This window comes from Thioclava sp. F28-4, assembly GCF_002020045.1.
GTDB classification, from domain to species: domain Bacteria; phylum Pseudomonadota; class Alphaproteobacteria; order Rhodobacterales; family Rhodobacteraceae; genus Thioclava; species Thioclava sediminum.
On the sequence record NZ_MPZQ01000002.1, the window covers coordinates 590,303 to 614,211 of the forward strand.

A 23,909-nucleotide genomic window follows, 5' to 3' on the forward strand; every position below is an offset into this window, starting at 1 on the left:
GCGGGCCGGGAAGTCAACCTTGCCAGCGGAGCCGCCGCGGCCCATATAGACAGAGAAGCAGAAATTGACCGCAAGGGGATGCCGATGCAGCCGCCCAACAAGATGTTCGACGAAATGTCCAAGCTGATGACCAACGCGATGGGCGTGGCCCAAGGCGCGAAGGACGAGGCCGAGACGGCGATGAAAAGCTGGATGGACCGCTGGCTGGCCGACCGCGACCTCGTGACCCGCGAGGAATTCGACGCGGTTCGTGCGATGGCGCAGAAAGCGCGCGAGGAGAACGAGGCACTGAAGGCCCGCATCGAGGCGCTCGAAGGCAAGTCTGAGAGCTGAACTCTTCGCGATGGAATTTGAAAACGCCCGGTCCGAATGGCCGGGCGTTTTTCATGGGGGACCCGCTCGGGGGCGACAAGCCCCGGGCCGCGCCCGTCCGGCGCTCGGCAAAACCTCGCGCGTTCGTCGGGTCGGCCTTCCACTGGAAGGCCGCTTTGTCCCGCCTCACCCCTCCCCCCGGGAGGGCGCATTGGCGATGTCCTAGCGGGCTCGAATGTCGTTCGGGCTTGCGAAGATAAACCGCCAAGCCACCCACGCTACAAAGCGCCCACCCAAGGCTCGGGCGCGTCCCTTCCGTGTCCCCACCGACAAACCAAAATGCCCGCGCCGAGGCGCGGGCAGATTGAAACTCCGTCGAAAGCCTCGCGGCCTTACGTGCCTTCCGCCTGGTCGTAGGCGTCGATGATCTTCGCGACCATCGGGTGGCGCACCACGTCTTTCGCGGTGAAGTAGTTGAAGCTGATCCCCTCGACATGGCCGAGGATACGCTCTGCATCCTGCAGCCCCGAGGGCATCCCGCGCGGCAGGTCCACCTGAGACCGGTCGCCGGTGATCACCATCCGCGAGCCTTGGCCCAGACGGGTCAGGAACATCTTCATCTGCATGGTCGAGGCGTTTTGCGCCTCGTCCAGCACCACGAAGGCGTTCGACAGCGTGCGACCGCGCATGAAGGCGAGCGGTGCGATCTCGATCCGCTTCTCCTCCAGCAGCTTCGCAAGTTGCTTGGCCGGCAGGAAGTCGTTCAGCGCGTCATAGAGCGGCTGCATGTAAGGATCGACCTTGTCCTTCATGTCGCCGGGCAGGAAGCCCAGACGCTCGCCCGCCTCGACGGCCGGACGCGACAGGATGATCTTGTCGACATGACCACCGATCAGCATGGTCACACCCACAGCCACTGCGAGATAGGTCTTGCCGGTGCCCGCAGGCCCGATCCCGAAGGCCAACTCGTGCTCGAAGAGATGCTTCACATAAGCCTTCTGCGCCTCGGTGCGCGGCTCGACCTGCTTCTTGCGGGTGCGGATCTCGAACTTGCCCGCCTCGAACATTTCGAGCTGCTCATCGACCGTGGTCCCGGTGCCGCCCAGATCGGCCATGCGCAGCGCCGCATCGACCTCTTCGGCGTCGATCGGCTTGTTCTGTTCAAGGCGTTGATACAACTGATGCAGCACGGCGGCGGCTTGCGATTGCGCTTCGGGCTCGCCCACCACGGCCAGTTGGTTGCCACGCCGAAGGATGTGAACCTGCAGCTTGTGCTCTATCTGGGCCAGATTGCGGTCGAATTCACCGCAAAGATCGATCAGCAGCCGGTTGTTGGGGAACTCAAGAAGCGTCTCGTGAGCATCCTGAGAGCGAGGCGGGGGTGTGATCGCGCTGAAGCCCAAATACAGAGTCTCCTTAGCTGGTTTGGTAAAGATATGGTGCCTGCCTCGGGGGATTCACGCAAGCACTGGTTTCCCGCCCTCCTAGGCGCGGCAGCAAATTTCATCAAACTGAAACCAAAAAACGCAGGCGCGGTTCCGCTTGGCGGCATTGCCTATTTATTAGGCGAATCCGGTTTCGCAAGGGGATGCGCGGCGATACGCTGATTGAGGACGCCACCTCTTCGCCGCACCGCATCATGGCCCCCGAATCGCTGGCTGTGAAAAAAGGGCCTCCGCGGCTCAGAATCGCGCGGCAAAAGCCAAACGCTCCACAACCCTAGCGCGAGAACTGTCGCAACAATCGGAACACCCGCTATCTTTTTTGGCTATTGTTCTCACAAACCCGGCAAATATCGACAATCTCTCGCCAATTTAGGTTTATTCAGGGCAAACTGCACCCTGACGGCGCTCGCGGAGAGATCTTGAGCGCCGCATGTTATTCCGCTGCCCGATCAGGAGAGTCTCGAGAGATGAAGACCATTGCAATCACCGCCGCCGCGCTGCTCACCGGTATGGCGTTCGCTGGCGCCGCCCAGGCCGGTACGAGCTGCTACACCGGCCCGGTCGGGCGCGATCACGTTAACAACCAGACCGTCTGCGGACCGACCCGCAAGCAACAGATTCATATCGACTGCTTCCGCGGCCCGTGGCGCGAGACGATCTGGGATCACCCGCAGGGCAGCTTCGTCGATGATCTGGTGGCTTTCGGCTACGATTACGGCGATGCGAACGGCCTCGCGACTCAGATCTGCAAGAACGAGAGCCTCGTGGGCAATCCCGACGGTCTGCGTAGAGAGCTTCTGAAAGCGATCGCGAACGACCCGCCCGGCCCGAACTGATCGGCCAGCTTCCCCAATCAAAAAGGGCCGCGGATCACGCGGCCCTTTTCATTTGAGACGTCAACGCGACGAGCGCTCAGATCAACTCGCCCGCCAGCGAATTCGGCGCCGTGCCGGTGATCCGCACCTTCGCCAGAACGCCGGGGCCCAGCCCCTCGCCCGAGACATGGACCGCCTGCAGGTAATCGGATTTGCCGACCCACTGGCCGTCCAGCCGCCCGGGCTTCTCAAAAAGCACGTTCACTTCGCGCCCGGTCATGCTCTCCTGACAGGCCCGCTGTTGCGAGGTCAGAAGCGCCTGAAGCTCCTGCAGCCGCGCATCGGCGACCTCGGCCGGCACCGCGCCTTTCGCACCAGCCGCGGGCGTGCCCGGGCGCGGCGAGTATTTGAACGAATAGGCCATGCCGTAATTGACCTCGCGGATCAGCGCCATCGTGTCCTCGAAATCCTGATCGGTCTCGCCGGGGAAGCCCACGATGAAATCGCCCGAGATCACGATGTCGGGGCGCGCGGCGCGAATGCGCTCGATCAGGCGGATATAGCTCTCCGCCGTATGCTTGCGGTTCATCGCCTTGAGGATCTTGTCCGAGCCCGATTGCACCGGCAGATGCAGATACGGCATCAGCTTCGGCTCGTCGCCATGCGCCGCGATCAGGTCGTCTTCCATGTCGTTCGGGTGCGAGGTGGTGTAGCGGATACGCTCCAGCCCGTCGATCTTGGCGAGCGACCGGGCCAGCCGTGCGAGCGACCAATCACCGCCCTCACCTTCCCCGTGATAGGCGTTGACGTTCTGACCCAGCAGCGTGATCTCGCGCACGCCTTTCTCCACCAGCGCCTGCGCCTCGCGCAGGATCTTGTCAGCCGGGCGCGAGATCTCGGCCCCGCGCGTGTAGGGCACCACGCAGAAGGCGCAGAACTTGTCGCAGCCCTCCTGCACCGTCAGAAACGCCGTCGGACGCGCCTGCACGGGGCGCGCGGGCAGATGGTCGAACTTGTCTTCCAGCGGAAACTCGGTCTCGACGGGGCGCGCGCCATTATCGGTCCGCGCGACCAGTTCGGGCAGCTTGTGATAGCTTTGCGAGCCCACGACCAGATCCACCAGATCCGAGCGCCGCAGAATCTCGTCGCCCTCGGCCTGCGCGACACAGCCTGCGACACCGATCTTCAGGTCGGGCTTGGCCTCCTTGAAAGGACGCAGACGGCCCAGATCGGAATAGACCTTCTCGGCCGCCTTCTCGCGGATATGGCAGGTGTTGAGCAGCACCATATCCGCCGCGCCCACATCGTCGGTCAGCTCATAGCCCTTCGCGCCCATGGCCTCGGCCATGCGCTCGCTGTCATAGACGTTCATCTGACAGCCATAGGTTTTGATATGCAGCTTTTTCGGAGCGTCGCTCATGCCAATCCTCGCGCGTCTTTCCAGCGGGCCTGATACAGCCAAATCACCCTTTCCCGCAAGGTCGCGCATGGCACGAGCCGTAAAGGCTTGATTTCATGCGGGCCTTCCCCGATCCTGCGCCCGAAGACCCCGTAAAAGGTCCCGACAGGCATGAAATATTCCTCGCTGACCGATTTCCTCACCCGCCAGAGCGCGGCGCTGTCCAAAGGTCCGGTTGGTGTGATCCTCGCGGAGGACGGGGTCGAGCTGGAGAGCACGATCCGCCACCATGTCGACCTCGGGTTTCCGGTGCTGCTGGTTCTGGGCCATGCCGCGATGGACCTGCCGGACGATCTGGCCGCCGACAGCCCGACGAAAATCTACCGCATCGATTTCGAGCTGAACCGCCGCGACGCAGCCCCCCTCGCGATCAACCCGATCATCGCGGCCGTACCCGCGGGAACGTGGCTCTATTACTGCTTCAACGCGGAATACCTGTTCTTCCCCTTCTGCGAGACCCGCTCGATCGGCGAGGTTCTCACCTTCCACACCGAAGAACGCCGCGCCTCGATGCTGAGCTATGTGATCGACCTCTATACCGGCGATCTGGAGGCGCATCCGAACGGCGTCGATACCGAGAACGCGATGTTCGACAAGGCGGGCTATTACGCGCTCGCCCGGCTCGATCCCGAGAACCACGACCACCCGAAAGAGCGGCAGCTGGATTTCTTCGGCGGGCTGCGCTGGCGCTTCGAGGAGCATGTCCCCGCCCAGCGCCGCAAGATCGACCGGATCGCCCTGTTTCGCGCCAAATCCGGCCTGAAACTGCGCCCCGATCACACGTTCAACGACGAGGAATACAACACCTATTCCTGCCCGTGGCACCATAACCTGACCTGCGCCACCGCCTCGTTCCGGGTCGCGAAAGCGCTGAAGTTCAATCCCGGGTCGACCTATGACGTGCACAGTTTCACCTGGGTCAATTCCGAACGCTTCAACTGGTCGAGCCAGCAACTCATGGATCTGGGCCTCATCGAACCCGGCCAGTGGTTCTGATCCGCCCTTCCAACTGATCCCGGATGGTTCCCGAATTATGTCTGCGCGGGCGCAGAGTGACCTGTGCAATTCCTTAGTAAAAGAATCGCCTTTACAATTCCGATCATTTCACTCAGGTTATTCCCATCAGCCAGTCGATCCCCGACGAGCCGCTTTCGCGAGATGGAGACCGGAGATGAAACGCCCCTCTTCCCCCGGCCCCCGATACCGGGCCGACACGCATGTTGATATCGATCCGCCGCTGAGCCTGCGCGACATCGTCGAGGCGCTGTGCAGCGGTTTCCCCCCGGGCCAGAGCGCGCTCGAAGCGACGCTCGACCGGATCGAGGGAGGCCGCAGATGAGCATCAATGAAAGCTTCGCCAACGCCCTGCCCGTCCATGACGCAGAGGTGCTGACCGGCAAGGGCAACCTCGCCCATATCGTGCTGGACGGTCAGGTCTATACGCTGCGCATCACCAAGGCAGGCAAGCTGATCCTGACCAAATGAGCGCAACACTGCGCCACCCACAGATCCCGAACGTCCGAAACCGCCCGATCGTCCCTCGGGCGGTTTTTCTGTATCAAAGACGCCTATCGCAGTGATCTGGGGTAGATGGAGCGGGTGATGGGAATCGAACCCACGTCTTCAGCTTGGAAGGCTGCGGCTCTACCATTGAGCTACACCCGCGCTCTGGCCTCTCCTTAGCGGGCCACGCCGCACCATTCAAGCGGGATCGGCAAGCGGTTCGCGCAAACCCGGCCCGGAGGCGCGGTTCGAATTGACCTCCTGGCCCACGCGCCACGCCTGTAATATGCCCTCGGGCCTTGGCTGCATCAGGGTCGCCGCGCCATGGCCTTCCTCGCCCAGCCATTTCGCCCAATCGGCTTGCTCGAGAACCAGCGGCTCGCGGTGATGGATCGGGGCGAGCGTCGGCCCCGCCGGCAAGGTCACGATGGCGCAGGTGGTCAGCAACTCGCCCCCCTTCTCCCAGTCCTGCCAGAGCCCGCCGAACACCATCGGCGCGCCGTCCGTGCGCGAAACGTAGAAGGGCAGCTTCGCCTCGCCCTCGCGATGCCATTCATAAAACCCCTCCGCCGGGATCAGGCAGCGCCGCGACCGGATCGCTTCTCGGAAGGCAGGTTTCTCCGCCACGGTCTCGGACCGCGCATTGATCAGCAAAGGCCCATCCGTCGGCGTCTTGTACCAATGCGGGATGAAGCCCCAGCGCATCGCCCGCAACTGCCGCTGCCCCTCGCCGGAGACACAGACCGGCAGGCTCTGGGTCGGGCAGATGTTGAACCGTTCGCCATCGGGCACGTCATTGCCCGGCACCGCCTTGAACAGACGCGCCATCGCATCGACGGGAAGAGTGTTGGCCATACGTCCGCACATAGCACAAAGCTATGCCGCCACGCGCGCGGCACAAGCCCCACGCTTGACCGGACGGCGCGTTTTCGGGCAAGGGAAAGCCATGTTGATTTACAAAATCCTCCGCCGCCCCGAATGGGATGCATTTCGCGAAGCCGGGCACACGCTCGGCGCACCGGTCGACCTCGCGGACGGCTATATCCATTTCTCCACCGCCGATCAGGTCGTCGAAACGGCTGCGAAACATTTCGCGGGCGAATCCGATCTGGTGCTGGTCGCTTTCGATTCCACGGCGATGGGCGCAGATCTGAAATGGGAGCCCTCGCGCCGCGATCAGCTCTTCCCGCATCTCTACCGCCCGCTGAATCTCAGCGAAGTCGTCTGGGACCACGCCCTACCCCTGGGGGCTGCGGGCCATATCTTCCCGAAGGAAATGTCGTGACCACCTTGATCGAGCGCGTGGGCCTTGCGGCCTTCCAGAAGATCGACCCGGAAAAGGCGCATGGCCTGTCGCTGCGCGCATTGCGGATGGGGCTCGCGCCCCTGCCCGGCCCGATCACCTCGCCGCGGCTGAAGACCGATTTGGCGGGGATGTCGCTTCTGAACCCAGTGGGCCTCGCGGCGGGCTTCGACAAGAATGCCGAAGCCGTGCCGCAGCTGATGCGCGCGGGTTTCGGCTTCATCGAAGTGGGCGCCGCGACGCCCCGCCCGCAGGAAGGCAACCTGCCGCCCCGCCTCTGGCGCCTGCCCGCCGACCGCGCCGCGATCAATCGCTTCGGCTTCAACAATCAGGGCATGGGACCGATCACCGAGCGGCTGGCAAAGCGCCCGGAAGGTATTCCGGTGGGCCTCAATCTGGGCGCCAACAAAGACGCCGCCGACCGCGCGAAAGATTTCGCGACCGTGCTGGCCCATGCCGGTCCGCATCTGGATTTCGCGACGGTCAACGTCTCCTCGCCCAATACCGAGAAGCTGCGCGACCTGCAGGGCAAGGCGGCCCTGTCGGCACTGCTGGCGGGTGTGATCGAGACCCGCGACGGTCTTGCGCGCCGCATTCCGGTCTTTCTGAAAATCGCCCCCGATCTGAGCGCCGAGGAACTGGCCGAGATCGCCGAGGTCGCGCTGGAAAGCGGCATCGACGGGATCATCGCGACCAATACGACGCTCTCGCGCGAGGGGCTGACCTCGCCGAACCCCTCCGATCAGGGCGGCCTTTCGGGCGCGCCTTTGTTCGAGAAATCGACCCGCGTTCTGGCGCAGCTCTCGCAGCATACTGCGGGCGCGCTGCCGCTGATCGGCGTGGGCGGCGTGGGCTCCGCCGAACAGGCCTACGAGAAAATCCGCGCAGGCGCCTCGGCCGTGCAGCTCTATACCGCGATGGTCTTCTCGGGCCTCTCGCTCGCGGCAGATATCGCGCGCGGCCTCGACGCCCTTCTGGAACGCGACGGCTTCGCCAGCGTTTCCGAGGCAATCGGCACCGGGAGGGACAAATGGCTGTAACGATCTGGCACAATCCGCGCTGCTCGAAATCGCGCGAGACCTTGAGGCTGCTCGAAACCCGCGGGATCGCCCCTGAGGTGCGCGACTACCAGAAAGAGCCGCCGACCATGGCCGAGCTGCAGGACGCGCTGATGAAACTCGGCCAGCCCGCCGCTGCGATGATCCGCTGGAAGGACACCGACCTTACGAAAGACGCCGATGAGAATGAAATCATCTCGGCGCTGAGCGCCAATCCGAAGTTGATCGAACGCCCGCTCGTGCTCACGGACACGGCCGCCCGCATCGGGCGCCCACCCGAGACGGTTCTCGAAATCCTTTAAGGTTGAGGGGCGCCGCCCCTCTTCGGCTATGCCGAATTCACCCCGGGATATTTCAATCAAGGAGAAGTAAAACAGCCGCTTCGCCTTGGCCAAAATATCCCGGGGGAATCTCCGGAGGAGATGGGGGCAGCGCCCCCTGCCTAATTGATAGTTGCCTCGTAGAGCTGAAAATATCGACGATGCTCGGCGTAACGCCCCCCGCAGAAAGCAAAGCGCCGAGATCAGAAACGATCTCGGCGGCAAGGGCGCCTGGTGCGTCTGGGTCGGGTCTCAACTCGACCCGCCTTATCAGTTCTCGGAGGTGCTCATTGGCTTGGTGAACAAGCTCGGGGTCGGCGAGCAGTGTCTCGAGTTCCTGCACAGCGCGCGCAAAGAGCGCAGCACTGTCAGTCGGAAGTTGCGGCAGGACCGAGCGGGTCTCTTGATGCTGATCCAGCTCGGCTTCAAGACCTGCGATCTCGCGTTCGAGGTCTTCCGCGCGCGCCTTGTAAGCGCTGTATGGCGCGCCTTGCTCGATCGCATCGAAGATCCGCTGGCGGCTCGTACGCGCTTTCTTGAGACGACGCTCGAGCCGAGTTGCGGTATCGGCGCCTTTGGTGCTCGCGAGCGCCTTGTACTCCGCCTTGAGCGCGGCATCGAAGCTCGCGGCCAATTCCGGCGTCAGAAAGGTGCCCCGAAGCTTCGCGAAGACGCGCGCCTCGATGCGGTCTCGGTGGATGGTCGTCTTGTTGTTGCACGCGCCTTTTCGAGCTTCGCGGCAGCCGAAATGGGTTCGACCAACTTTCACATAGGTCGCGCCGCAGCAGCCGCAGACCAGCAAACCGCTCAGCAGATGCTTGCTGCGCCGGGCCCCGACGGGGTTACCCTTGCCTTTGGCTTTTGCGGCTTGGGTTGCAAGCTGGGCCTCCACGCGATCCCAGAGATCTTGATCGACGATCCGCAGCGCCGGGATCTCGATCTCCGCGGCCGCGCTCGGGGTTTCGTAGACTTCTTTGCTGCCGGTTTCCGGATGGTAGCGCCGTGAGGTCTTCGCGACGCTCGCGATACCAATGTAGAGACGATTGCGCAGCATGCCTTCGAACCGCGCCGGGTTGCCTCGGATGGTGCTGATATCCCAGGTGCCACCGCGCGGGGCCGGAATGCCATCCCCGTTCAGCCGCTTGACGATCGCCTGGGTCGAATGCCCGTCCGCGAACTCGCGAAAAATGCGGCGCACAACATCGGCTTCCTCGGGGTCGATCTCGCGGTTGAGCCCATCGTCACCGTCACGCTTGCGGTAGCCGTATGCGCTCGTGTGGAGCCGTTTCCGGGTGAGCCCCTGAACCATGCCACGGCGCGTGTGTTCACCGATCATCTGCGCATAGAGCTGCGCGCCGAGCGCGTTGATCAGAACTTTGAAAAAGTCCTGCTGACCTTCGGCGACAGAGTAAAGCTCGGCCTGCTGGAACTGGAACAGCTCGTAGTGATTGAGAGCGTCCGCGATCTTGCGAGTCAGACGGTCCACGGCTTCGATGACGATCGCATCGACCTGCCGAGCGTTGACCGCAGCACACAGCGCCTGGAGACCCTCGCGGCGGGTATTGCGTCCAGATTTCTCGTAATCCGTGAAACGATGTGTCACCACCCATCCGCGCTCGGCCGCGAAACGCTCCGCCATCGCGACCTGATCGTCGATCGAAGTCTGCTTCTGTAGACCCGAGCTGTAGCGAGCATAGATCGCGACACGTTTCGTCATTGTGCTTTCTCCTTCTGAGGCGCGGCGGGGCTGTTGGCGGGGATCGCATTCGCAAGATCCCGGACAACAGCGCGCGCAAGCAACCGCGCAATCGCATTGCAGGCTGGCGGCATGATCGTCGCTTCATCGAGCGTATCGTTCGCGGCGGTGATGGGGGCGGATGGCATGAAAAGCTCCTTAGTAGCGTGGTCCTACTAAGGAAGCTGGGTTCATCGGTCGGAGCGCGGAAACGCGATCACGCAAAAACTGAATTTCGCGATGCGAAAAAGTAAGCATGAAGCTCGAGTCCGTTGCGAACGCAACCGACCTTCGCGCTCGCTTCACGGGCGGACACGCGCTCAATCGGGCGGATTCCGGACCTTCGCTGCGGTGGCGATCGGATCACCCAGCCAAGATGGAAGCCGACATTCAGAGCGGACCAAGATCGAGGGGTGTTCTGAATCGCCGCGAGCCCGCTCCGAGCCCAATGCGGACTAACGGGTAGCTGCCATGACGACACTCCCTCCCCGAGCAAGCCCAAAATCACTATGGCAAGCGCGAATGGTAAATGCGCAGACAAGTCCACCAACACATTTACCTTTCTCCATCAGGGGGTAAACTGTTCCGATCCAGGAACCGCTTCTCAATGTTAGGCCATAGCTATGACCCATATTTATTCCTCAGGACCGAATGGTATCGTAATCCCGACAGAGGCTCCTGAGTGGAAAGCAAATTATCCATACTTGGGCGAAGCAGGTAAAAAGACACTGGAGATAGTCCAAGCGTTTCGTGAGGGGCGACGAAAAATGCTTCCGGAAGAGATTCCGAAAAACCTCATTGCAGATAAGCCGAGAAAGAACTGGCCAGATATTTTTATTACCACAAATGGGTTGTTGGTGGTTCGGGAGCCGGTGCGCGAAGTTCTTGAGCGGCTCGATCCAGGGATTCATCAGTTCTTTCCGTTCGATTTGAAGACGAAACGGGGAGTGGCGATCAACGGGCCTTGGTTCGCGATGAATGTTACCGCTGAACAAGATTCGATAGTCCTTGAGCGATCTCGGGTGCATTTGAGTGAGAGCGACCCAGAGAGGCTCAATAGCTTTTTCGTTGAACCTCAAGATGGTGATGTTGTCGTTGATCCCGCACGACAATCGGGGTTGAACTTGTGGCGGGAAAAGCGGTTCAACATGAGCCTTCTCGGCTCAGATGCCTTCCAAACTGAACTGGAAGCAAAAGGTATCAAGTTCTTTCCTTCATTTAGAGCGCAAAGTTTAGGTGCGTCTGCAACACGTGCTTGAAACGCTTGTGTTTTGTCGGTGCTTTGTTCGCCAACATTGAGCCTAAAGCTGCCTTAGAGATGCCGCTCGATTTCTGCCACAGCGTCTGAGACAGGAAGCCTCGCCATGTCGAGCTTCACATCTGCTGCAGCCCATGGCGTGTAGTCGCGCGACAGCACCTTTTGCCAATCAGGCTTTTCGAGGCCGGGCACATCCATCTCGCGCCCTTCAACTCTCGCCCGATGCGTCACCGGGTCAGAGCAAATGGCTTCAACGCCAAGAAAACTCGCCTTGGACCGCTTTGCTGCAGCCGTGAAAATCTCGCGAGTGATCTCCCAAGGGTTCACGCAATCGATGATTGTCGTATGCCCCAGATCAAGATTTGAGGCCGCAAGGGCTGCTGCGATATGGTAGCTTTCCGGGCCTATGTCCCGATCAGGATCAATCGCCCAGATCGCGGCGTCGATCTCGTCAATCCGCAGATATACGGCCCCTGTCGCGACCGACAGCGCGCGTGAAATTGTGCTTTTACCAGTCCCCGGCAAGCCTGCGAACGAAATGAGAGTAGCCAAAATTGGGCCTGTTACTAACTGTTGATGGTGTTCATTTAGCCAATGGCTGAATGACCGAAAAGTCCCGCATAGCTGACCAACACGTTTTGCGGACACCCCCTTTCTTTTTGCCATCGCGTTGGCCGCCACCGTGCTGTTCTGGTTATAAGTCCCGAGCCAAAGCTCTCAGTCACTTTTAATCCTCTACAATCTTCAAAGACGCAACATCTGTGATTAGATGTCCGCACCTGCCTATCAACCCCAGTGCTTCAAATCTCACTCCAGATTTGGAATGCCCGGCTAGCGTCACGAGAATCGTAGGCGACGATAAAATTCGATCCCAAAAGTCGACTTCTGTTTCATTGAACGGATTGCTTGCGCTTGCAGCGCCACAGCAACGGAAATCTTGCGCCAAGAGCTCATCTATTTCCGGCAGATCGAGATGCACATTCAGTCCGCGCTCGATCATGCCTGCGCGAAATGCTTTCATAGCTTCTATTCGGGTCATCTCGCGCCCTAAATCAGGGCAAACATAATCTTCCTTGCTCCAGCCTTCTGCGTCGGCTGAACCTGTAGGAAATATACATATTAAATAAAAGAAAAAAACCGACAGGATCGAAACGAGGCCCGAGTTGCGCCATGATTTATGCGTTTTTAGCAGCACCCATTCCAACTTTCTGAATAGCTCCCGAAGTTATGCACGATCTCTGGTGGCCGTCCGAAAGCCAGTCGTCCGGAAATATCGGAACTACAAAAGGGGCGTAAACGGAAGCGGGCGCCCACAGCCCTGGAATCTCTTCAGCCATTCCGGAATATTGGCATACCGACTTCAGTCTGGCCATGCAAAAAAGTTGGCCCTCACGCATCAGCGGCTTAGTTTTGGTCATTTCACAACGCTGACACCTGGCAGCTTCTTAATGCGGCATGCCTGATAGAATGACCGGTTCAGGGAAGCCGCGCTGCGGCATTCGAGCGACCTCGAATGGCGGCAAAGGGCCGGAAACTCCGACGTCCGGCGGTCCAAAAAACGTAGGCAGATCAACACAAACCGGGCTCCGGTCGCGGCTGGATGAAAGACCCGCGGCAGGTCACCGGGCCATACTCCTTGGGCACTTCTGGCCATCGCAACCCATTGCGATTAATGAAAATAGTACCGCTTTCCATGCGGCTGTCATCGACCCTCGGCTTGCCATGACTTGTGGATTAGAACGGGCGGAACCGCGCAACCTGTTCGTCGGTCAGCCAGAAAAGATTGCCCATCATGCCCCCATCAGTTCGGGAGCGTGAAATATGCAGCCGAGGTGATCGCAGCCAAATTAATGGGTCCAGTCCCTAGGGCTTCGTGGAGCCGGGTTCGAAATCCTTCTCATCGTTCAGTGTCTCGGTCAAATCCGCCCAGTTCATCAGCCGTCGCATATCTAGCGCAGCCTCAGTGGCTCCGATTGCTCGAGCACGACGGGACGCATCGCCTTTAAAATATGAGCTCTTTTCTGGAAAATTGAATTTAAAGGCAATCACTCCATCTTTCCAAGGCTGTTGAATGTTGATGTAGGAAACGTCGTTGTAGTCTGCCCTCAAAGGATCTGGGGCAGTCGTGAAACTGAAGGCCACACGCATCGGCGGATCGTCCGACAGCCAGTAAACGGACTTTGACGGCGCGCCCTTGAAACGGATGTCAAACTCGACACTTCCTGCTACCTCCGTGCCTACAACTGGGCCGAGGAAGCCATCAAGGTTCCACGGCGGGGGCAGTTCAAAGCCTCTATCTGCGTAAAAAAACATTCCTCTAAGAGGGATCTCTGCCTCGCCAAGGTCAGGGATGGCCTCAGGGTTCGCAAAGATCAGGGTAGAGTCTATAGGCCCGGTGAAATTTCTGAATTGATTGTAGCACGTTCGCACCCGGAAATCGTTGACTTGGTAGGTCAGAGGGGCCGCGTCGATGATGACGCGTGGAGGTGGGCATTCACTAACAGTTCCCGCAAAGGAGACAGAAGCAGTGAGGCACCAATTCAGGAGAAACCCAAGCGTCAGTCGAAATTTCAATTGAGTCCCTCCGGGCTATCGTTGTTGTGAGTGTTCGTGATTTCTTTTATAGGCGTGATCTGCCCTCGCTCAATTATGTGTATGCGAACTGACCTGCCTCGGCGCTTTCTACCCTGTTCTGAGCAACGTCCGATTGGGGGTCGCACCCGGGAAGCATTCGGAATACTTTTCAAATGACAATGGATGCAGGGTGAATTGGTGTGCCGAAGGCGGTTGTTCTTGGTGGCTATGGTCTCATCGGATCCACGTGCATGCGGGCCTTGGCAAATGCCGGTTTCGAGGTCGTAGGAGTCGGAAGATCACGTCAGGCCGCCATGGCAGCAGCCCCCTTTGCCGATTGGGTAATCCGGGACATTCCAACGATCACGACGGACGAATGGCGCGCGCTACTCACTGGCGTCGATGTCGTGGTGAACGCCTCGGGCGCGCTGCAGGACGGCGCTCGGGATGACCTCGAGGCCATCCATGTGACCATGATCTCGCGTCTTGTCGAGGCTGCCGCCGGACGGCCGGTCCGGATCGTCCAGATCTCTGCCGCGGGCGTCTCAAAATCGGCCTCTACGGCTTTCTTCCGCACCAAGGCGCGGGGGGACGAGATCCTTTCCTCTGGTGCAGAGGACTGGATCATTCTCCGCCCGACGCTGGTGCTGTCGCCGGACGCCTATGGCGGCACAGCTCTGCTACGCGCCGCGGCGGCTCTGCCCCTGGTCCTGCCCCGGATCCTTCCCGACGCACAGGTCCAGACGGTGAATGTCGGCGATGTCGCCTCCGCCGTCGTGACCGCAGTCAGGGGAGAGGTGCCTTCAGGCACCGTCGCGGATCTAACGGAACACGAGGCGCGCAGTTTCCCCGAGCTTCTTACCAAGGTTCGGCGCTGGCAGGGGTGGGCGCCGGCAGTCTTTCACCCGGCCATTCCTGCGCTCCTGGTCTCGGCCCTTGGCAAGGGCGCGGATCTTCTCGGCCATCTGGGATGGCGTTCGCCGCTCAGAACGACGGCATTGCGTGCCCTTGGCGACGGCATCCGGGGCGACCCCGCCACGTGGGAGAGGGCGGGAGGCGCGCCCTGCCAATCGTTGGAACAGACGCTCGCAAACCTGACCACGACACGGCAGGAAAGGCTCTTCGCGCGGGCTTATCTCGGGTTGCCTCTGGCCATCGGGACACTCGCCGTCTTCTGGTTCCTGTCGGGACTGGTCACGCTTCTTGAGCCGTCGCGCGCGATCTCGGTCCTTGAGGAGCGCGCGATCTCGGGTTGGTTCTCGGGCGCCACGGTATACGGCGGCGCGCTGGCCGACCTTGCGCTCGGCCTCGCGATCCTCTGGCGGCGCTGGACGAAACCGGCCGCACTTGGGATGCTGGCGCTCTCCGGCGCCTATCTGGTCGGCAGCCTTGTCGTTGCGCCCGATCTCTGGGCCGATCCCCTGGGCCCGATGGTCAAGGTTTTTCCTGGGATGGCGCTGGCCGTGCTGGTCTGGCTGCTGATGGAGGACAGGTGACCTACGACGTCCTCCGGTTCCTGCATGTCATCGGCGCGACGGTCCTGCTTGGCACCGGGGCGGGGATCGCCTTCTTCATGGTCATCTCCAACCGCAGCAAGGATGCGCGGCTGATTGCCCATGTCGCTGGGATCGTGGTGCTTGCCGACACCGTTTTCACCGCAACCGCGGCGCTTTTCCAGCCGATGACCGGCTACCTTCTAGCACGCGAGACCGGCTGGCCAATCCTGCAGGGCTGGGTCGCCTGGTCGCTCGCGCTCTATGTCTTCGTCGGACTGTTCTGGCTTCCGGTCATGTGGATGCAGATCCGGATGCGCGATCTCGCGATCGCTGCGCGTGATGCCGGCGCGCCGCTGCCCGCGCTCTACCACCGCCTCTATCGCTGGTGGTTTGCCTTCGGCTTCCCTGCATTCGCGGCAGTGCTCGCGATCATCTGGCTGATGCTGACCAAGCCGTCCGCCTGAAAGGTGTCTGTACCGCGCCGTGCCCAAGAGAAACTGATGCGCACGCACGTGCATGAGGGGCAGATTGAGCGAGTTCCAGCCATTTGCCAGACTGCATGTGAATGGCCGCAATGGACCGCTAGAAGCCGTCCCGCGCCAAGCATCGTACATACCAACAGTCTTGAACGCGCGTAGCTCGTGTTGAAGGGAGTGTGGGCGCGCCGGTTCCGGTTTAGTTTGGAGCATTTCGCGGAAAGGATTTGTTGGCGCGCCCAAGCGGATTACCACCGCCATCTCTTCGGCGCCGTTCGGCGTCATATCTTCATCATGCGGCTCGCTGGATGCTGCTCGCGTGCTCCGCACCGAAAGCAACGGCCGTACGATAGGAACCATTGATTGCGTCCCGCAGTCGACGCATCGCGCTGTCGAGTTCGCGTGCAAATCGTTCTTCGGGTTCGATCCGCGCGAGGTGACGCAGGAGCTCCGCGCCCGCCTCCCGGAAGTCCTCGCCAAAGACGTCGCCCTTAGTCACAAGTCGTTCGCAAATATCGCGATCGAACTCTGCGCCCCGGAGAACGTCAGCCGGCAGCGCATCGAGAGCGTCGATCGCCACGCGTGCAATCGCTTTCACATCATCAATCAGGCTCGGTTGCTGAAACATCGGACATCCTTTCAAAGCTGAACTGCGGGCGCTGCGGCCCTCATCGAGGGGCCGCAGCGGTGGCGGTTCAGCCGATCCCATCAGGATCACTCTGAGCGATCGCGAAATCAGGCATCGCAGCGCATCTCGCCAAGCGCATCGAGCGCCTTTTGCGCCCAGAATGCTTGTCCTTCGAGCTGCGTGCGGATCCCTCTCAGATCTGTCGCGACGGCTCGCATCGCGAGATGCGGCGGGGCCTCTTCGACGGAGAAACGCGGTCCGAGGCGCATGTATCCGTCTTCGAGGTAGGCCCATTCGAGATCGTCATCGAGCGCGATGATAGCCCGGGTGATCAACGTTCGGGTCCGGCCGGTGGCTTCGGTCAGGCGGCCGAAGAGCGAGATGTCCTCGAAGCCAGTGAAGAGCATCCAATCTTCGAGAAGCGGCGCATTCTCGAGGTCTTTCGGGGACGGCGACGCAGTCGCTCCATGGACGACGTTTGCGAGCACGCTGCGTTCTTCGCGGAGCTCGGCAGCGGTGAGTTCGGTGGGGTGTTTATCGTAGGTCATGTATGATCTTTCGAGGAAATTAAGGGTTCAGGAGACGAAGTAGGGCTGCAAGATCCGTCCGCCTCAATCAGCAGGCGGACGGACGCTGCAGCCCCGATCGGCGGCGCGGTTTAAGGTTGGATGAGCGGTTTCGGGCGGTAGATCGCGCCACGCGGCCTCAGCCGCGACCGGACTTCACGCGGTGCGGTTGCGAGCAACTTCTCCACCGCCTCGAATTGTTCGCGCTGCGCCGGGCCGAGGCGCCCGATGCGAGCATTGCGCTCGAACAAGTCGGACCCGGTTGCAATGAAGAGCCGATGCGATGCGCGGAACATCGTGGGGCGATAGAGCCCGCAAGCGGCGGCTTGATCGTCATCAGCAATGACGATGTCATCTTCCCGCAGCAACCGGCCTTCCGGGCTAACACCGGGCGCGACGATGTTCATCGGTGTATCGCCGATCAGCCCGCGTGAGAGCAGCAAACAGGGACGCGTGCCAGGCGGGATGTCGAACTCGCCGTCGCGCCTCCGGTCCGAGCCGTAGGGAAAGCGCATCAGGAAAATATCGCCGGGTTTGAGCTGGCCGCCCGGAAGCAGCCGAAGGTATCGGTCGTGGAGCATGAGTGCCTCGTGTCGTTGAAAAGGAAAACGACGCGCGGAACCTCACCAACGAACCCGATACGCGGCCTCGGGGCGTGGCTTGATTGCGTGCGTCAAAGACGCTGCACGCAAGCAAGACATACGCCGAGGCCTGCCCTCCCGCGACCCATTGATCGCCCGCCCGCGGGCAGATCGCGCGGATGCCGGGGAGAGCGTCGAGAGGGGTGACATCCCTCTCGACCCGCCGGAGGCGCCGGGAGAGTTCGGAGAGGGTGGCGAGCGCCTCTTCGATCCGTCGGAAGGACGCCGAGAGGGTCCGGGGAGATTGGCGAAAGTCTCCCCCGGTCCGCCGGACGGGCGCCTTAGGGTGCAGGGAAAGTGGCGAACGATCCCTGCCCTGGGGGTTTGGGGGATGTGGAGCTTCCCCCATGCGGCGCGCAGCGGCGCCGGGTCTGGGGCTTTGCCCCAGCGAACGCACGGGACGCGCGATCGGCCGCAGGGCGATTGCGCGGGCCGTCTAGTGAGTAGATGGCTCTGCGCATCTGTTAGGCGAAGGCGTGTGGGATTAGGGAGCGCTTTGGGCAGCTGCATTGGGAGAACGGACGGAGAAGCCCGTCGTTGGGAAGGAAGAGCCGACGGGAAATGCCATCTGCATCAGACCTCCTCGATCGGCCCTGAGCCGACCTTCGTGCCTGACGCAGCGCATGACCGGCTCAGCCCGAAAGCTGCCGGTCGTGGCCGGCGCGTCATAGAGCTAAACCTGCGGCAACAAGGGGCGGGAAAGCAGACATTGAGCTAGGCCTTTGTTATCGCAACTAGCCTAAGTGGTCCCGACCTGCGATATAGAGCTCAGCCCCTCTCAATCTTGAGAAATTAGCAACGAATTCGACAAACGGCGACGAAGCCGTGAAAGCCAAAGATGACCGACAGACCAGAGCTTGAGCAGATCGACCATGAAACCCCGGACCAGCGCGACGAGCTGTTGAGCCGCCTCAAGACATCCGTGCCCGAGGCGTTTTCGGACGGGAAGCTGGATGTCGAGGCCCTACAAGCCCTGCTGGGCGACAAGGTGGAGGATGGGCCTGAGCGGTTCACCTTCACTTGGGCAGGCAAGCGGGACGCGATGGCGATGCTGCAAGCGCCATCTTCTGCCACGCTGGCCCCCGACCCTGACAACAGCATCAACTTCGATGAGGCGCAACATGTCTTCATCGAGGGCGAGAACCTTGAAGTGCTCAAGGTGCTCTACCGGTCCTACTTTGGCAGGGTGAAGCTCATCTACATCGACCCGCCCTACAACACGGGCAACCATTTCATCTATCCCGACAACTTCGCTGACCCGCTAGATTACTACCTGAAACTGACCGGCCAGCGGACACAAGATGGAGACGACACCACCAGCAATACCGAAACCGCTGGGCGTCTGCATTCCGGCTGGCTTTCAATGATGTATCCGAGGCTATCCCTTGCCCGTCAGCTACTGAGGGAAGACGGTTTCATTGTTATCAGCATCGACGATGACGAGTTACCAAACCTCACGCGCCTCATGGATGAGCTATACGGCGAAGAAAACCGGGTCGCGGTTCTCGTTTATGACCGGAACCGAAAGAACGACGCCAAGCTGTTCTCAGTCGGCCACGAATACATGGTGGTCTATGCGAGAAACCGTTCATTTCTGAAAGAGCTTCAAACTCAGCTTCGCGCACCTAAAGAAGGTGTTGAGGAAGTTCGCGCCGAGTTTGACCGCCTTCGAAAACAGCACAAGGACGATTGGGGAAAAGTTCGCGAGGGTATCTTAGAGTTTTACAAGACCTTCGAGGAAGATGATCCAAGAAAACCTCTCGCCCGCTATCGTAAGGTAGACGAGCGCGGCCCTTATCGCAGTGACGGAAACCCAAGTTGGCCCGGCTCAGGCGGTCCTCGCTATGACGTTCTTCATCCAGAAACGAAAAAACCGGTGAAGGTTCCAAGTCGTGGTTGGGTTTGGCCGACGCGCGAGAGAATGCAGATAGAGATCGACAATGATATGATCTGTTTCGGTGTGGATGAAAGTACGACACCGGGCGTTCGCATGAACCTTTTCGAGAAAGACAATCAGGTCATGCACAGCGTTACGTTTAGTTACGCTCAAACCGCCAGTCAGCAATTCGACGCGATCTTCGATGACGTAAAGGTCTTTGAAAACCCCAAGAGCTTCACGGACCTTGAACGGTTGGTCTCCTACTTGTCCGAACCCGGCGACACCGTGTTGGACTTCTTTGCAGGCACGGCAACGTCCTTTCATGGGCTTCTGCGGGCCAACCGCGAAACTACACTGCCTCGCAAGATGATTTCGGTCCAAATGCCCGAGCCGATCAAGCCCGGCAAGGAAGCAGCAAACAACGCTCTCAAAATGGGTTTCAAGACGATTGCAGATATCGCCAGAGAACGCATCCGGCGGGTCTACAATAGCGATGAACACAAGGATGAAGTCCTTGGGCTTCGGGCGTTCAGTCTGAAAGAAACAAATTTGATGCGCTGGTCCGGCGTCGACTCCAAAGACCCCAACGCCTATGCCGCACAGCTAGAGGCCTTCACCGACAGCCTCGCCCCCGGCTGGCAGCCGCAAGACGTGATCTGGGAGGTCGCGTTGCGCGAGGGCTACAGCCTGACCGCCACGGTCGAAGAGCTGGACATCAGCACCGGCCCGACCTTCTGCCGCGTGTCGGACGAGGATCGCAGCTTCACCATCTGTCTGGACGAGGCGCTGACGCTCGATGCCGTCGCCCCCTTGGGCCTGACCAAGGACGACATGTTCGTCTGCCGCGACACGGCGCTGCACGACACGCTCGCCGCCAACCTCGCCCTGCAATGCCGGTTGAAGGTGATCTGAGGCCATGAAGTTCAAGTTCGACAGCGATCAGGAATATCAGGTTGATGCCGTCGAAAGCGTCATTGGCCTTTTCGACGGTCAGGCCTTCGTGCGCAATCAGCTTACTGTGCCAACCGGCGCGACCTTTCAGGTTGTCCCCAACCGGCTGGACCTGACGCCGGACCAGCTCCTCGCCAACCTGCAGAAGGTGCAGGACGACCGGGGGCTGGACCAAGACGCCAAGCTGGAAACGCTGACCGCCAAGGTCGAGACCTTGCGCGGCGAAGAAGACATCACCTTCCCCAACTTTTCCGTTGAGATGGAGACGGGCACCGGTAAGACCTATGTCTACATCCGCACGGCACTGCGCCTTTATGAGACCTATGGGTTGCGCAAGTTCATCATCGTCGTGCCCTCGGTCGCCGTGCGCGAAGGCGTGAAAAAGACGCTGGAAGTGACCAAGACCCACTTCGACAAGCTCTTCGGCAAGCCACCGTATCACTTCTCCCTCTACGACTCCGCCCGCAAGAGCCAGGTATCCAGTTTCGCCCTCTCTGACGGGATCGAGATCATGGTGATGACCATCGACGCTTTCAAACGCGCCGAAAACGTCATTCGCCAGTCGCGCGAGGGGCTGGACCCGCCGATCTACCAGCTTCAAGAAACACGGCCTGTGTTGATCTTGGATGAACCGCAGAACATGGAAAGTGACCTTTCGGTTTCCGCTCTGGCCTCGCTCAATCCGATCTGCGCCCTGCGCTATAGCGCGACTCACCGCAACGCCTACAACGTGGTCTATCGGCTGACTCCGTTCGATGCCTACCGCCAAGGTCTGGTGAAGCGGATCGAGGTCGCATCGGTGGTTCAGCAGGATAACGAGAACCTCCCCTTTGTGCGCGTCGAAGAGCTGAACGCCTCCAAGCGAACCGTCAGCGCCAAGCTGAGCGTTCACAAGCTGATGGCGACCGGGAAGATCCAAGAAAAACCCATCACGGTTCGAAGCGGCGATAGTCTGGTCGAGAAGACGGGCCGGGCCGAATACGAAGGTTTCGTCGTGGACGAGATCAACCCCGGATCGGGTTTCATCCGCTTTGCCAACAATCAGGAGCTGGCCCTTGGCGGCGAACAAGGCTCTGACCGCGATGCGATCTTCGAAGCCCAGATCGCCTTCACCGTCGAAGAGCACTTTCGCCGTCAGCGGCGCTTGAAGGAACACGGCATCAAGGTTTTGTCCCTGTTCTTCATCGACAAGGTGGACAACTACGCCCCCGACGATGGCAAATTGAAGCTGATGTTCGTCAAGGCATTTGACGAGATCAAGCAGCGCTACGACGAATGGAAAGACGTCAAAGCTGGTGATGTGCAGAAGGCCTATTTCGCCACCAAGACCAAGAAGACGGGCGAGACGGAAGTCTTGGACAGCACAGGCAAGACCGAGCAGGACAACGAGGCCTTCAACCTCATCATGCGCGAAAAGGAGCGCCTGCTTTCCTTTGAAGAACCTGTTGCGTTCATCTTCTCGCACTCCGCGCTTCGTGAAGGCTGGGACAATCCGAACGTCTTCCAAATCTGTACCATGCGCGAGGTCGGCAGCGATACCGAACGCCGTCAGCAGGTCGGGCGCGGTGTGCGCCTCCCCGTCAATCAGGATGGTGATCGCATCCAAGACGAACAGATCAACGTCCTGACGGTCATCGCCAGCGAAACCTACGAACGGTTTGTCGCTGGCCTACAAAGCGAAATCGAACGGGAGTACGGGAAAGAAGGCGTTCCGCCGCCACCGCCCGACCGGCGCAAGCGCAAGACGATTAAGCTGCGTAAACAGTTCCTATTCAAGCCGGAGTTCAAAGAGCTTTGGGAAAAGATCAAACACAAGACCCGATATTCCGTGCAGATCGACACCGCGACACTGGTGGCCGACACGGTTGCGGAGCTTGACGAAGCGACCATTAGAAAGCCCCGCATCACGATTTCAAAAGCCAACATTCGGATCGATGAGGCCGAAGACTTCTTTGAACCAATCGCCTTAAGCGGCGCAAAGACCGCTGTTGACCTCGCTGGTCGCTATCCTCTTCCGAACCTGATTGAGGTGATGGAAAATCTGATGGAGAACACTACCCCGCCGATGCGATTGTCGCGGCGCACCCTGCTAGAAGTTTTCCAGAAAACTTCCAAGCGCGGCGAAGCCATCGAGAACCCACACGAATTTGCGATCACCGCCGTCAATATCCTTAAAGCCAAACTTGCGGACCAAATGGTCAACGGTATCAAGTACGAGAAAGATGGCACTTGGTACGAGCAGACCCAGTTCGCTGACGAAATTGAGACTTGGGAAGACTATCTCGTACCCAGCGAAGAGATCGCAGGTGTGGGCGGAACACACCTATACGATGGGGTTAAGTGGGACTCGCCGACCATCGAGAAACCGTTTGCCGAAAGCCTTGAGAAAATGGCGAACGTCAAACTCTACATCAAGCTTCCAGACTGGTTCACCATCGTAACGCCTATTGGGCGCTACAATCCAGATTGGGCAATCGTCATGGACGACCCGGAAAACGATGAAGAGAGGCTCTATTTGGTTCGAGAAACTAAAGGCTCGCTGGACTTGGATGATCTGCGACCCGACGAGAGGAGAAAGATTATTTGTGGTCGAAAGCACTTTGGCGAGGCACTTTCAACTAGCTATCAAGTCGTGAAAGTTTCCGGAGAGCTACCGGATGGTGGTGTATGAGGAACCAACAACCACTTCGTGAAGTTTAAAGGTCCGGTTGGAGAATGCGCGGTGCATCGTTGAATCCTATGATGGCAGTCCGCAATGGGCCGGGCGCGTTGATTGCCCATGAGAAGATACTCAGCGCGTTAGGTCCGCTATGCGCAAATCTCGGCCCTTCGCCCATGCCGCAGCGAACGACCGCTCTCCGCCGATTCTGTGGAAAAACACTCGTTCGCGATTGCAGAAATTGGAAGCTTTCGTGATGTGCGACTGCCTTTCCTATAAGGCTTTTCGCGGTTGCTGCGGTGCGGGAAGGATCTTTGCCAGCTTCCTGAGGTTCTGGGCGGTTGCGGCGAGGAGAAATTCGTCATTTGCGCCGCACGGGCCACGTAGTCGGAGGCGTCCGAGGCCAAGGATGCGTTTGAGGTGCGCGAAGAGCATCTCGTTCTTCTTCCGGAGCTTCATCGAGACCTCGTATTGCCTGGTCTTTGCGATGTCTCTGGCGACCTGGCGGGCGTCTTCGTGTTCCTCGCGGGTGATGGACCGGAAGTCCATGTTCGGGCAGCAGTGCTGCTTCGAAGGGCAGGCCTGACAGATGTGCTTCAAGCCGCGGTATTTGGCGACGCCCTTGCCGGTCGGTCCTCTGTTCGGGTCGGAATAATTCCGGCGGAACTGCTTCAGCGTCTGGTCCTCAGGGCAGATGTATTGATTGTTTTCGGCGTCCCACTCGAAGTCGGCCCGGGTCCAGGTGCCATCGTTGCGGCCCGACTTGTCCAAGACGGGGATGTGCGGCGCGATCTTGCGCTCGACCAGCCAACCCAGCATCGGCCCGGTGCC

25 protein-coding genes, 1 tRNA gene and 1 pseudogene are annotated in these 23,909 nt (G+C 60.1%); 13 read left to right on the forward strand and 14 right to left on the reverse strand.

What is annotated here, in order from left to right; translation table 11 throughout:
* Window positions 1-84 precede the first annotated feature (84 nt).
* Window positions 85-333, forward strand: coding sequence for an accessory factor UbiK family protein (locus BMI87_RS07565; protein WP_078520603.1), 249 nt, complete (start codon window positions 85-87; stop codon window positions 331-333).
* A 371-nt stretch (window positions 334-704) separates the two neighbouring features.
* Here the strand turns inward: BMI87_RS07565 and BMI87_RS07570 are convergent, their stop codons facing one another.
* Window positions 705-1,715 (reverse strand): PhoH family protein, encoded by a 1,011-nt coding sequence (locus BMI87_RS07570; RefSeq protein ID WP_078520536.1) that lies wholly within the window; start codon window positions 1,713-1,715, stop codon window positions 705-707.
* Between the two features lie 509 nt (window positions 1,716-2,224).
* Between BMI87_RS07570 and BMI87_RS07575 the strand changes: the two genes are divergently transcribed.
* Window positions 2,225-2,593 (forward strand): hypothetical protein, encoded by a 369-nt coding sequence (locus BMI87_RS07575; protein ID WP_078520537.1) that lies wholly within the window; start codon window positions 2,225-2,227, stop codon window positions 2,591-2,593.
* A 76-nt stretch (window positions 2,594-2,669) separates the two neighbouring features.
* Here BMI87_RS07575 and miaB read toward each other — a convergent pair whose 3' ends face one another.
* Entirely contained in the window at window positions 2,670-3,992 is a 1,323-nt protein-coding gene (gene miaB, locus BMI87_RS07580; protein ID WP_078520538.1) for a tRNA (N6-isopentenyl adenosine(37)-C2)-methylthiotransferase MiaB, read from the reverse strand.
* 150 nt (window positions 3,993-4,142) lie between these two features.
* Between miaB and BMI87_RS07585 the strand changes: the two genes are divergently transcribed.
* From BMI87_RS07585 to hemP, 3 genes are all read left to right on the forward strand, one after another.
* Entirely contained in the window at window positions 4,143-5,027 is an 885-nt protein-coding gene (locus BMI87_RS07585) for a glycosyltransferase family 2 protein (protein WP_078520539.1), read from the forward strand.
* 175 nt (window positions 5,028-5,202) lie between these two features.
* A complete protein-coding gene (locus tag BMI87_RS22510; RefSeq protein ID WP_158522126.1) occupies window positions 5,203-5,370 on the forward strand; it encodes a hypothetical protein in 168 nt (55 codons plus the stop codon).
* A complete protein-coding gene (gene hemP / locus BMI87_RS07590) occupies window positions 5,367-5,516 on the forward strand; it encodes a hemin uptake protein HemP (RefSeq protein ID WP_075774069.1) in 150 nt (49 codons plus the stop codon). Before BMI87_RS22510 ends, hemP begins: the two co-directional genes overlap by 4 nt.
* A 106-nt stretch (window positions 5,517-5,622) precedes the next feature.
* On the opposite strand, the gene BMI87_RS07595 is transcribed toward hemP, so the two are convergent.
* Together BMI87_RS07595 and BMI87_RS07600 are read right to left on the reverse strand one after the other, a co-directional pair.
* Window positions 5,623-5,696: transfer RNA gene (locus tag BMI87_RS07595), tRNA-Gly, on the reverse strand.
* Between the two features lie 36 nt (window positions 5,697-5,732).
* A complete protein-coding gene (locus BMI87_RS07600; protein WP_078520540.1) occupies window positions 5,733-6,401 on the reverse strand; it encodes an SOS response-associated peptidase in 669 nt (222 codons plus the stop codon).
* A 79-nt stretch (window positions 6,402-6,480) separates the two neighbouring features.
* On the opposite strand from BMI87_RS07600, the gene BMI87_RS07605 reads away from it, so the two are divergent.
* From BMI87_RS07605 to arsC, 3 genes are read left to right on the forward strand one after another with little or no spacing between them, the layout of a single operon-like run.
* Window positions 6,481-6,819 carry a DUF952 domain-containing protein gene (locus tag BMI87_RS07605; protein ID WP_078520541.1) on the forward strand — a complete coding sequence of 113 codons (339 nt, stop codon included), beginning with the start codon at window positions 6,481-6,483 and terminating at the stop codon, window positions 6,817-6,819.
* Window positions 6,820-6,824: 5 nt separating this feature from the next.
* Window positions 6,825-7,877, forward strand: coding sequence for a quinone-dependent dihydroorotate dehydrogenase (locus tag BMI87_RS07610; RefSeq protein WP_078520604.1), 1,053 nt, complete (start codon window positions 6,825-6,827; stop codon window positions 7,875-7,877).
* Complete coding sequence (arsC, locus tag BMI87_RS07615; RefSeq protein WP_078520542.1) at window positions 7,868-8,197, forward strand: arsenate reductase (glutaredoxin); 330 nt, start codon at window positions 7,868-7,870, stop codon at window positions 8,195-8,197. Before BMI87_RS07610 ends, arsC begins: the two co-directional genes overlap by 10 nt.
* Window positions 8,198-8,249: 52 nt before the next feature.
* On the opposite strand, the gene BMI87_RS07620 is transcribed toward arsC, so the two are convergent.
* Together BMI87_RS07620 and BMI87_RS22515 are read right to left on the reverse strand one after the other, a co-directional pair.
* Window positions 8,250-9,932: a recombinase family protein gene (locus BMI87_RS07620; protein WP_078520543.1), complete on the reverse strand. Its 1,683-nt coding sequence runs from the start codon at window positions 9,930-9,932 to the stop codon at window positions 8,250-8,252.
* A complete protein-coding gene (locus tag BMI87_RS22515; protein ID WP_166741363.1) occupies window positions 9,929-10,099 on the reverse strand; it encodes a hypothetical protein in 171 nt (56 codons plus the stop codon). The genes BMI87_RS07620 and BMI87_RS22515 overlap by 4 nt, the downstream gene beginning before the upstream one ends.
* Before the next feature lie 474 nt (window positions 10,100-10,573).
* On the opposite strand from BMI87_RS22515, the gene BMI87_RS22015 reads away from it, so the two are divergent.
* A complete protein-coding gene (locus tag BMI87_RS22015) occupies window positions 10,574-11,209 on the forward strand; it encodes an imm11 family protein (RefSeq protein ID WP_146681533.1) in 636 nt (211 codons plus the stop codon).
* 53 nt (window positions 11,210-11,262) lie between these two features.
* Here the strand turns inward: BMI87_RS22015 and BMI87_RS07625 are convergent, their stop codons facing one another.
* The 4 genes and pseudogenes from BMI87_RS07625 to BMI87_RS07635 form a co-directional block, all read right to left on the reverse strand.
* Window positions 11,263-11,889 (reverse strand): AAA family ATPase, encoded by a 627-nt coding sequence (locus BMI87_RS07625; RefSeq protein ID WP_210402464.1) that lies wholly within the window; start codon window positions 11,887-11,889, stop codon window positions 11,263-11,265.
* Between the two features lie 46 nt (window positions 11,890-11,935).
* Window positions 11,936-12,412 carry a hypothetical protein gene (locus BMI87_RS22020; RefSeq protein WP_146681534.1) on the reverse strand — a complete coding sequence of 159 codons (477 nt, stop codon included), beginning with the start codon at window positions 12,410-12,412 and terminating at the stop codon, window positions 11,936-11,938.
* 419 nt (window positions 12,413-12,831) lie between these two features.
* A pseudogene (locus BMI87_RS07630) lies at window positions 12,832-12,999 on the reverse strand (transposase); the annotation flags it as partial.
* 72 nt (window positions 13,000-13,071) lie between these two features.
* The gene (locus BMI87_RS07635; protein ID WP_078520545.1) at window positions 13,072-13,782 is read right to left on the reverse strand and encodes a hypothetical protein; all 711 of its coding nucleotides are present in this window, start codon (window positions 13,780-13,782) and stop codon (window positions 13,072-13,074) included.
* A 200-nt stretch (window positions 13,783-13,982) separates the two neighbouring features.
* On the opposite strand from BMI87_RS07635, the gene BMI87_RS07640 reads away from it, so the two are divergent.
* Together BMI87_RS07640 and BMI87_RS07645 are read left to right on the forward strand one after the other, a co-directional pair.
* On the forward strand, window positions 13,983-15,278 hold the full coding sequence (locus BMI87_RS07640) for an SDR family oxidoreductase (protein WP_078520546.1): 1,296 nt from the start codon (window positions 13,983-13,985) through the stop codon (window positions 15,276-15,278).
* Window positions 15,275-15,742 (forward strand): DUF2269 domain-containing protein, encoded by a 468-nt coding sequence (locus BMI87_RS07645; RefSeq protein WP_078520547.1) that lies wholly within the window; start codon window positions 15,275-15,277, stop codon window positions 15,740-15,742. Before BMI87_RS07640 ends, BMI87_RS07645 begins: the two co-directional genes overlap by 4 nt.
* A 304-nt stretch (window positions 15,743-16,046) precedes the next feature.
* Here the strand turns inward: BMI87_RS07645 and BMI87_RS07650 are convergent, their stop codons facing one another.
* From BMI87_RS07650 to BMI87_RS07660, 3 genes are all read right to left on the reverse strand, one after another.
* Window positions 16,047-16,382, reverse strand: coding sequence for a hypothetical protein (locus BMI87_RS07650; protein WP_078520548.1), 336 nt, complete (start codon window positions 16,380-16,382; stop codon window positions 16,047-16,049).
* A gap of 107 nt (window positions 16,383-16,489) precedes the next feature.
* Complete coding sequence (locus BMI87_RS07655) at window positions 16,490-16,930, reverse strand: hypothetical protein (protein WP_078520549.1); 441 nt, start codon at window positions 16,928-16,930, stop codon at window positions 16,490-16,492.
* A gap of 110 nt (window positions 16,931-17,040) precedes the next feature.
* Window positions 17,041-17,529 (reverse strand): hypothetical protein, encoded by a 489-nt coding sequence (locus BMI87_RS07660; protein WP_078520550.1) that lies wholly within the window; start codon window positions 17,527-17,529, stop codon window positions 17,041-17,043.
* 898 nt (window positions 17,530-18,427) lie between these two features.
* Between BMI87_RS07660 and BMI87_RS07665 the strand changes: the two genes are divergently transcribed.
* Together BMI87_RS07665 and BMI87_RS07670 are read left to right on the forward strand one after the other, a co-directional pair.
* The gene (locus BMI87_RS07665; RefSeq protein WP_078520551.1) at window positions 18,428-20,380 is read left to right on the forward strand and encodes a site-specific DNA-methyltransferase; all 1,953 of its coding nucleotides are present in this window, start codon (window positions 18,428-18,430) and stop codon (window positions 20,378-20,380) included.
* Window positions 20,381-20,384: 4 nt separating this feature from the next.
* Complete coding sequence (locus tag BMI87_RS07670; RefSeq protein ID WP_078520552.1) at window positions 20,385-23,090, forward strand: DEAD/DEAH box helicase family protein; 2,706 nt, start codon at window positions 20,385-20,387, stop codon at window positions 23,088-23,090.
* A gap of 261 nt (window positions 23,091-23,351) precedes the next feature.
* On the opposite strand, the gene BMI87_RS07675 is transcribed toward BMI87_RS07670, so the two are convergent.
* The coding region (locus BMI87_RS07675) for a transposase (protein WP_210402465.1) at window positions 23,352-23,909 on the reverse strand (558 nt) is incomplete at its 5' end.

Bases quoted from the DNA above. Each gene is read 5' to 3' on its own strand.
- BMI87_RS07565 (WP_078520603.1), top strand. From the start codon at position 85: ATGCAGCCGCCCAACAAGATGTTCGACGAAATGTCCAAGCTGATGACC.
- BMI87_RS07575 (WP_078520537.1), top strand. From the start codon at position 2,225: ATGAAGACCATTGCAATCACCGCCGCCGCGCTGCTCACCGGTATGGCG.
- miaB (WP_078520538.1), bottom strand. From the start codon at position 3,992: ATGAGCGACGCTCCGAAAAAGCTGCATATCAAAACCTATGGCTGTCAG.
- BMI87_RS07585 (WP_078520539.1), top strand. From the start codon at position 4,143: ATGAAATATTCCTCGCTGACCGATTTCCTCACCCGCCAGAGCGCGGCG.
- BMI87_RS22510 (WP_158522126.1), top strand. From the start codon at position 5,203: ATGAAACGCCCCTCTTCCCCCGGCCCCCGATACCGGGCCGACACGCAT.
- hemP (WP_075774069.1), top strand. From the start codon at position 5,367: ATGAGCATCAATGAAAGCTTCGCCAACGCCCTGCCCGTCCATGACGCA.
- BMI87_RS07600 (WP_078520540.1), bottom strand. From the start codon at position 6,401: ATGTGCGGACGTATGGCCAACACTCTTCCCGTCGATGCGATGGCGCGT.
- BMI87_RS07605 (WP_078520541.1), top strand. From the start codon at position 6,481: ATGTTGATTTACAAAATCCTCCGCCGCCCCGAATGGGATGCATTTCGC.
- arsC (WP_078520542.1), top strand. From the start codon at position 7,868: ATGGCTGTAACGATCTGGCACAATCCGCGCTGCTCGAAATCGCGCGAG.
- BMI87_RS07620 (WP_078520543.1), bottom strand. From the start codon at position 9,932: ATGACGAAACGTGTCGCGATCTATGCTCGCTACAGCTCGGGTCTACAG.
- BMI87_RS22515 (WP_166741363.1), bottom strand. From the start codon at position 10,099: ATGCCATCCGCCCCCATCACCGCCGCGAACGATACGCTCGATGAAGCG.
- BMI87_RS22015 (WP_146681533.1), top strand. From the start codon at position 10,574: ATGACCCATATTTATTCCTCAGGACCGAATGGTATCGTAATCCCGACA.
- BMI87_RS07650 (WP_078520548.1), bottom strand. From the start codon at position 16,382: ATGTTTCAGCAACCGAGCCTGATTGATGATGTGAAAGCGATTGCACGC.
- BMI87_RS07655 (WP_078520549.1), bottom strand. From the start codon at position 16,930: ATGACCTACGATAAACACCCCACCGAACTCACCGCTGCCGAGCTCCGC.
- BMI87_RS07660 (WP_078520550.1), bottom strand. From the start codon at position 17,529: ATGCTCCACGACCGATACCTTCGGCTGCTTCCGGGCGGCCAGCTCAAA.
- BMI87_RS07665 (WP_078520551.1), top strand. From the start codon at position 18,428: ATGACCGACAGACCAGAGCTTGAGCAGATCGACCATGAAACCCCGGAC.
- BMI87_RS07670 (WP_078520552.1), top strand. From the start codon at position 20,385: ATGAAGTTCAAGTTCGACAGCGATCAGGAATATCAGGTTGATGCCGTC.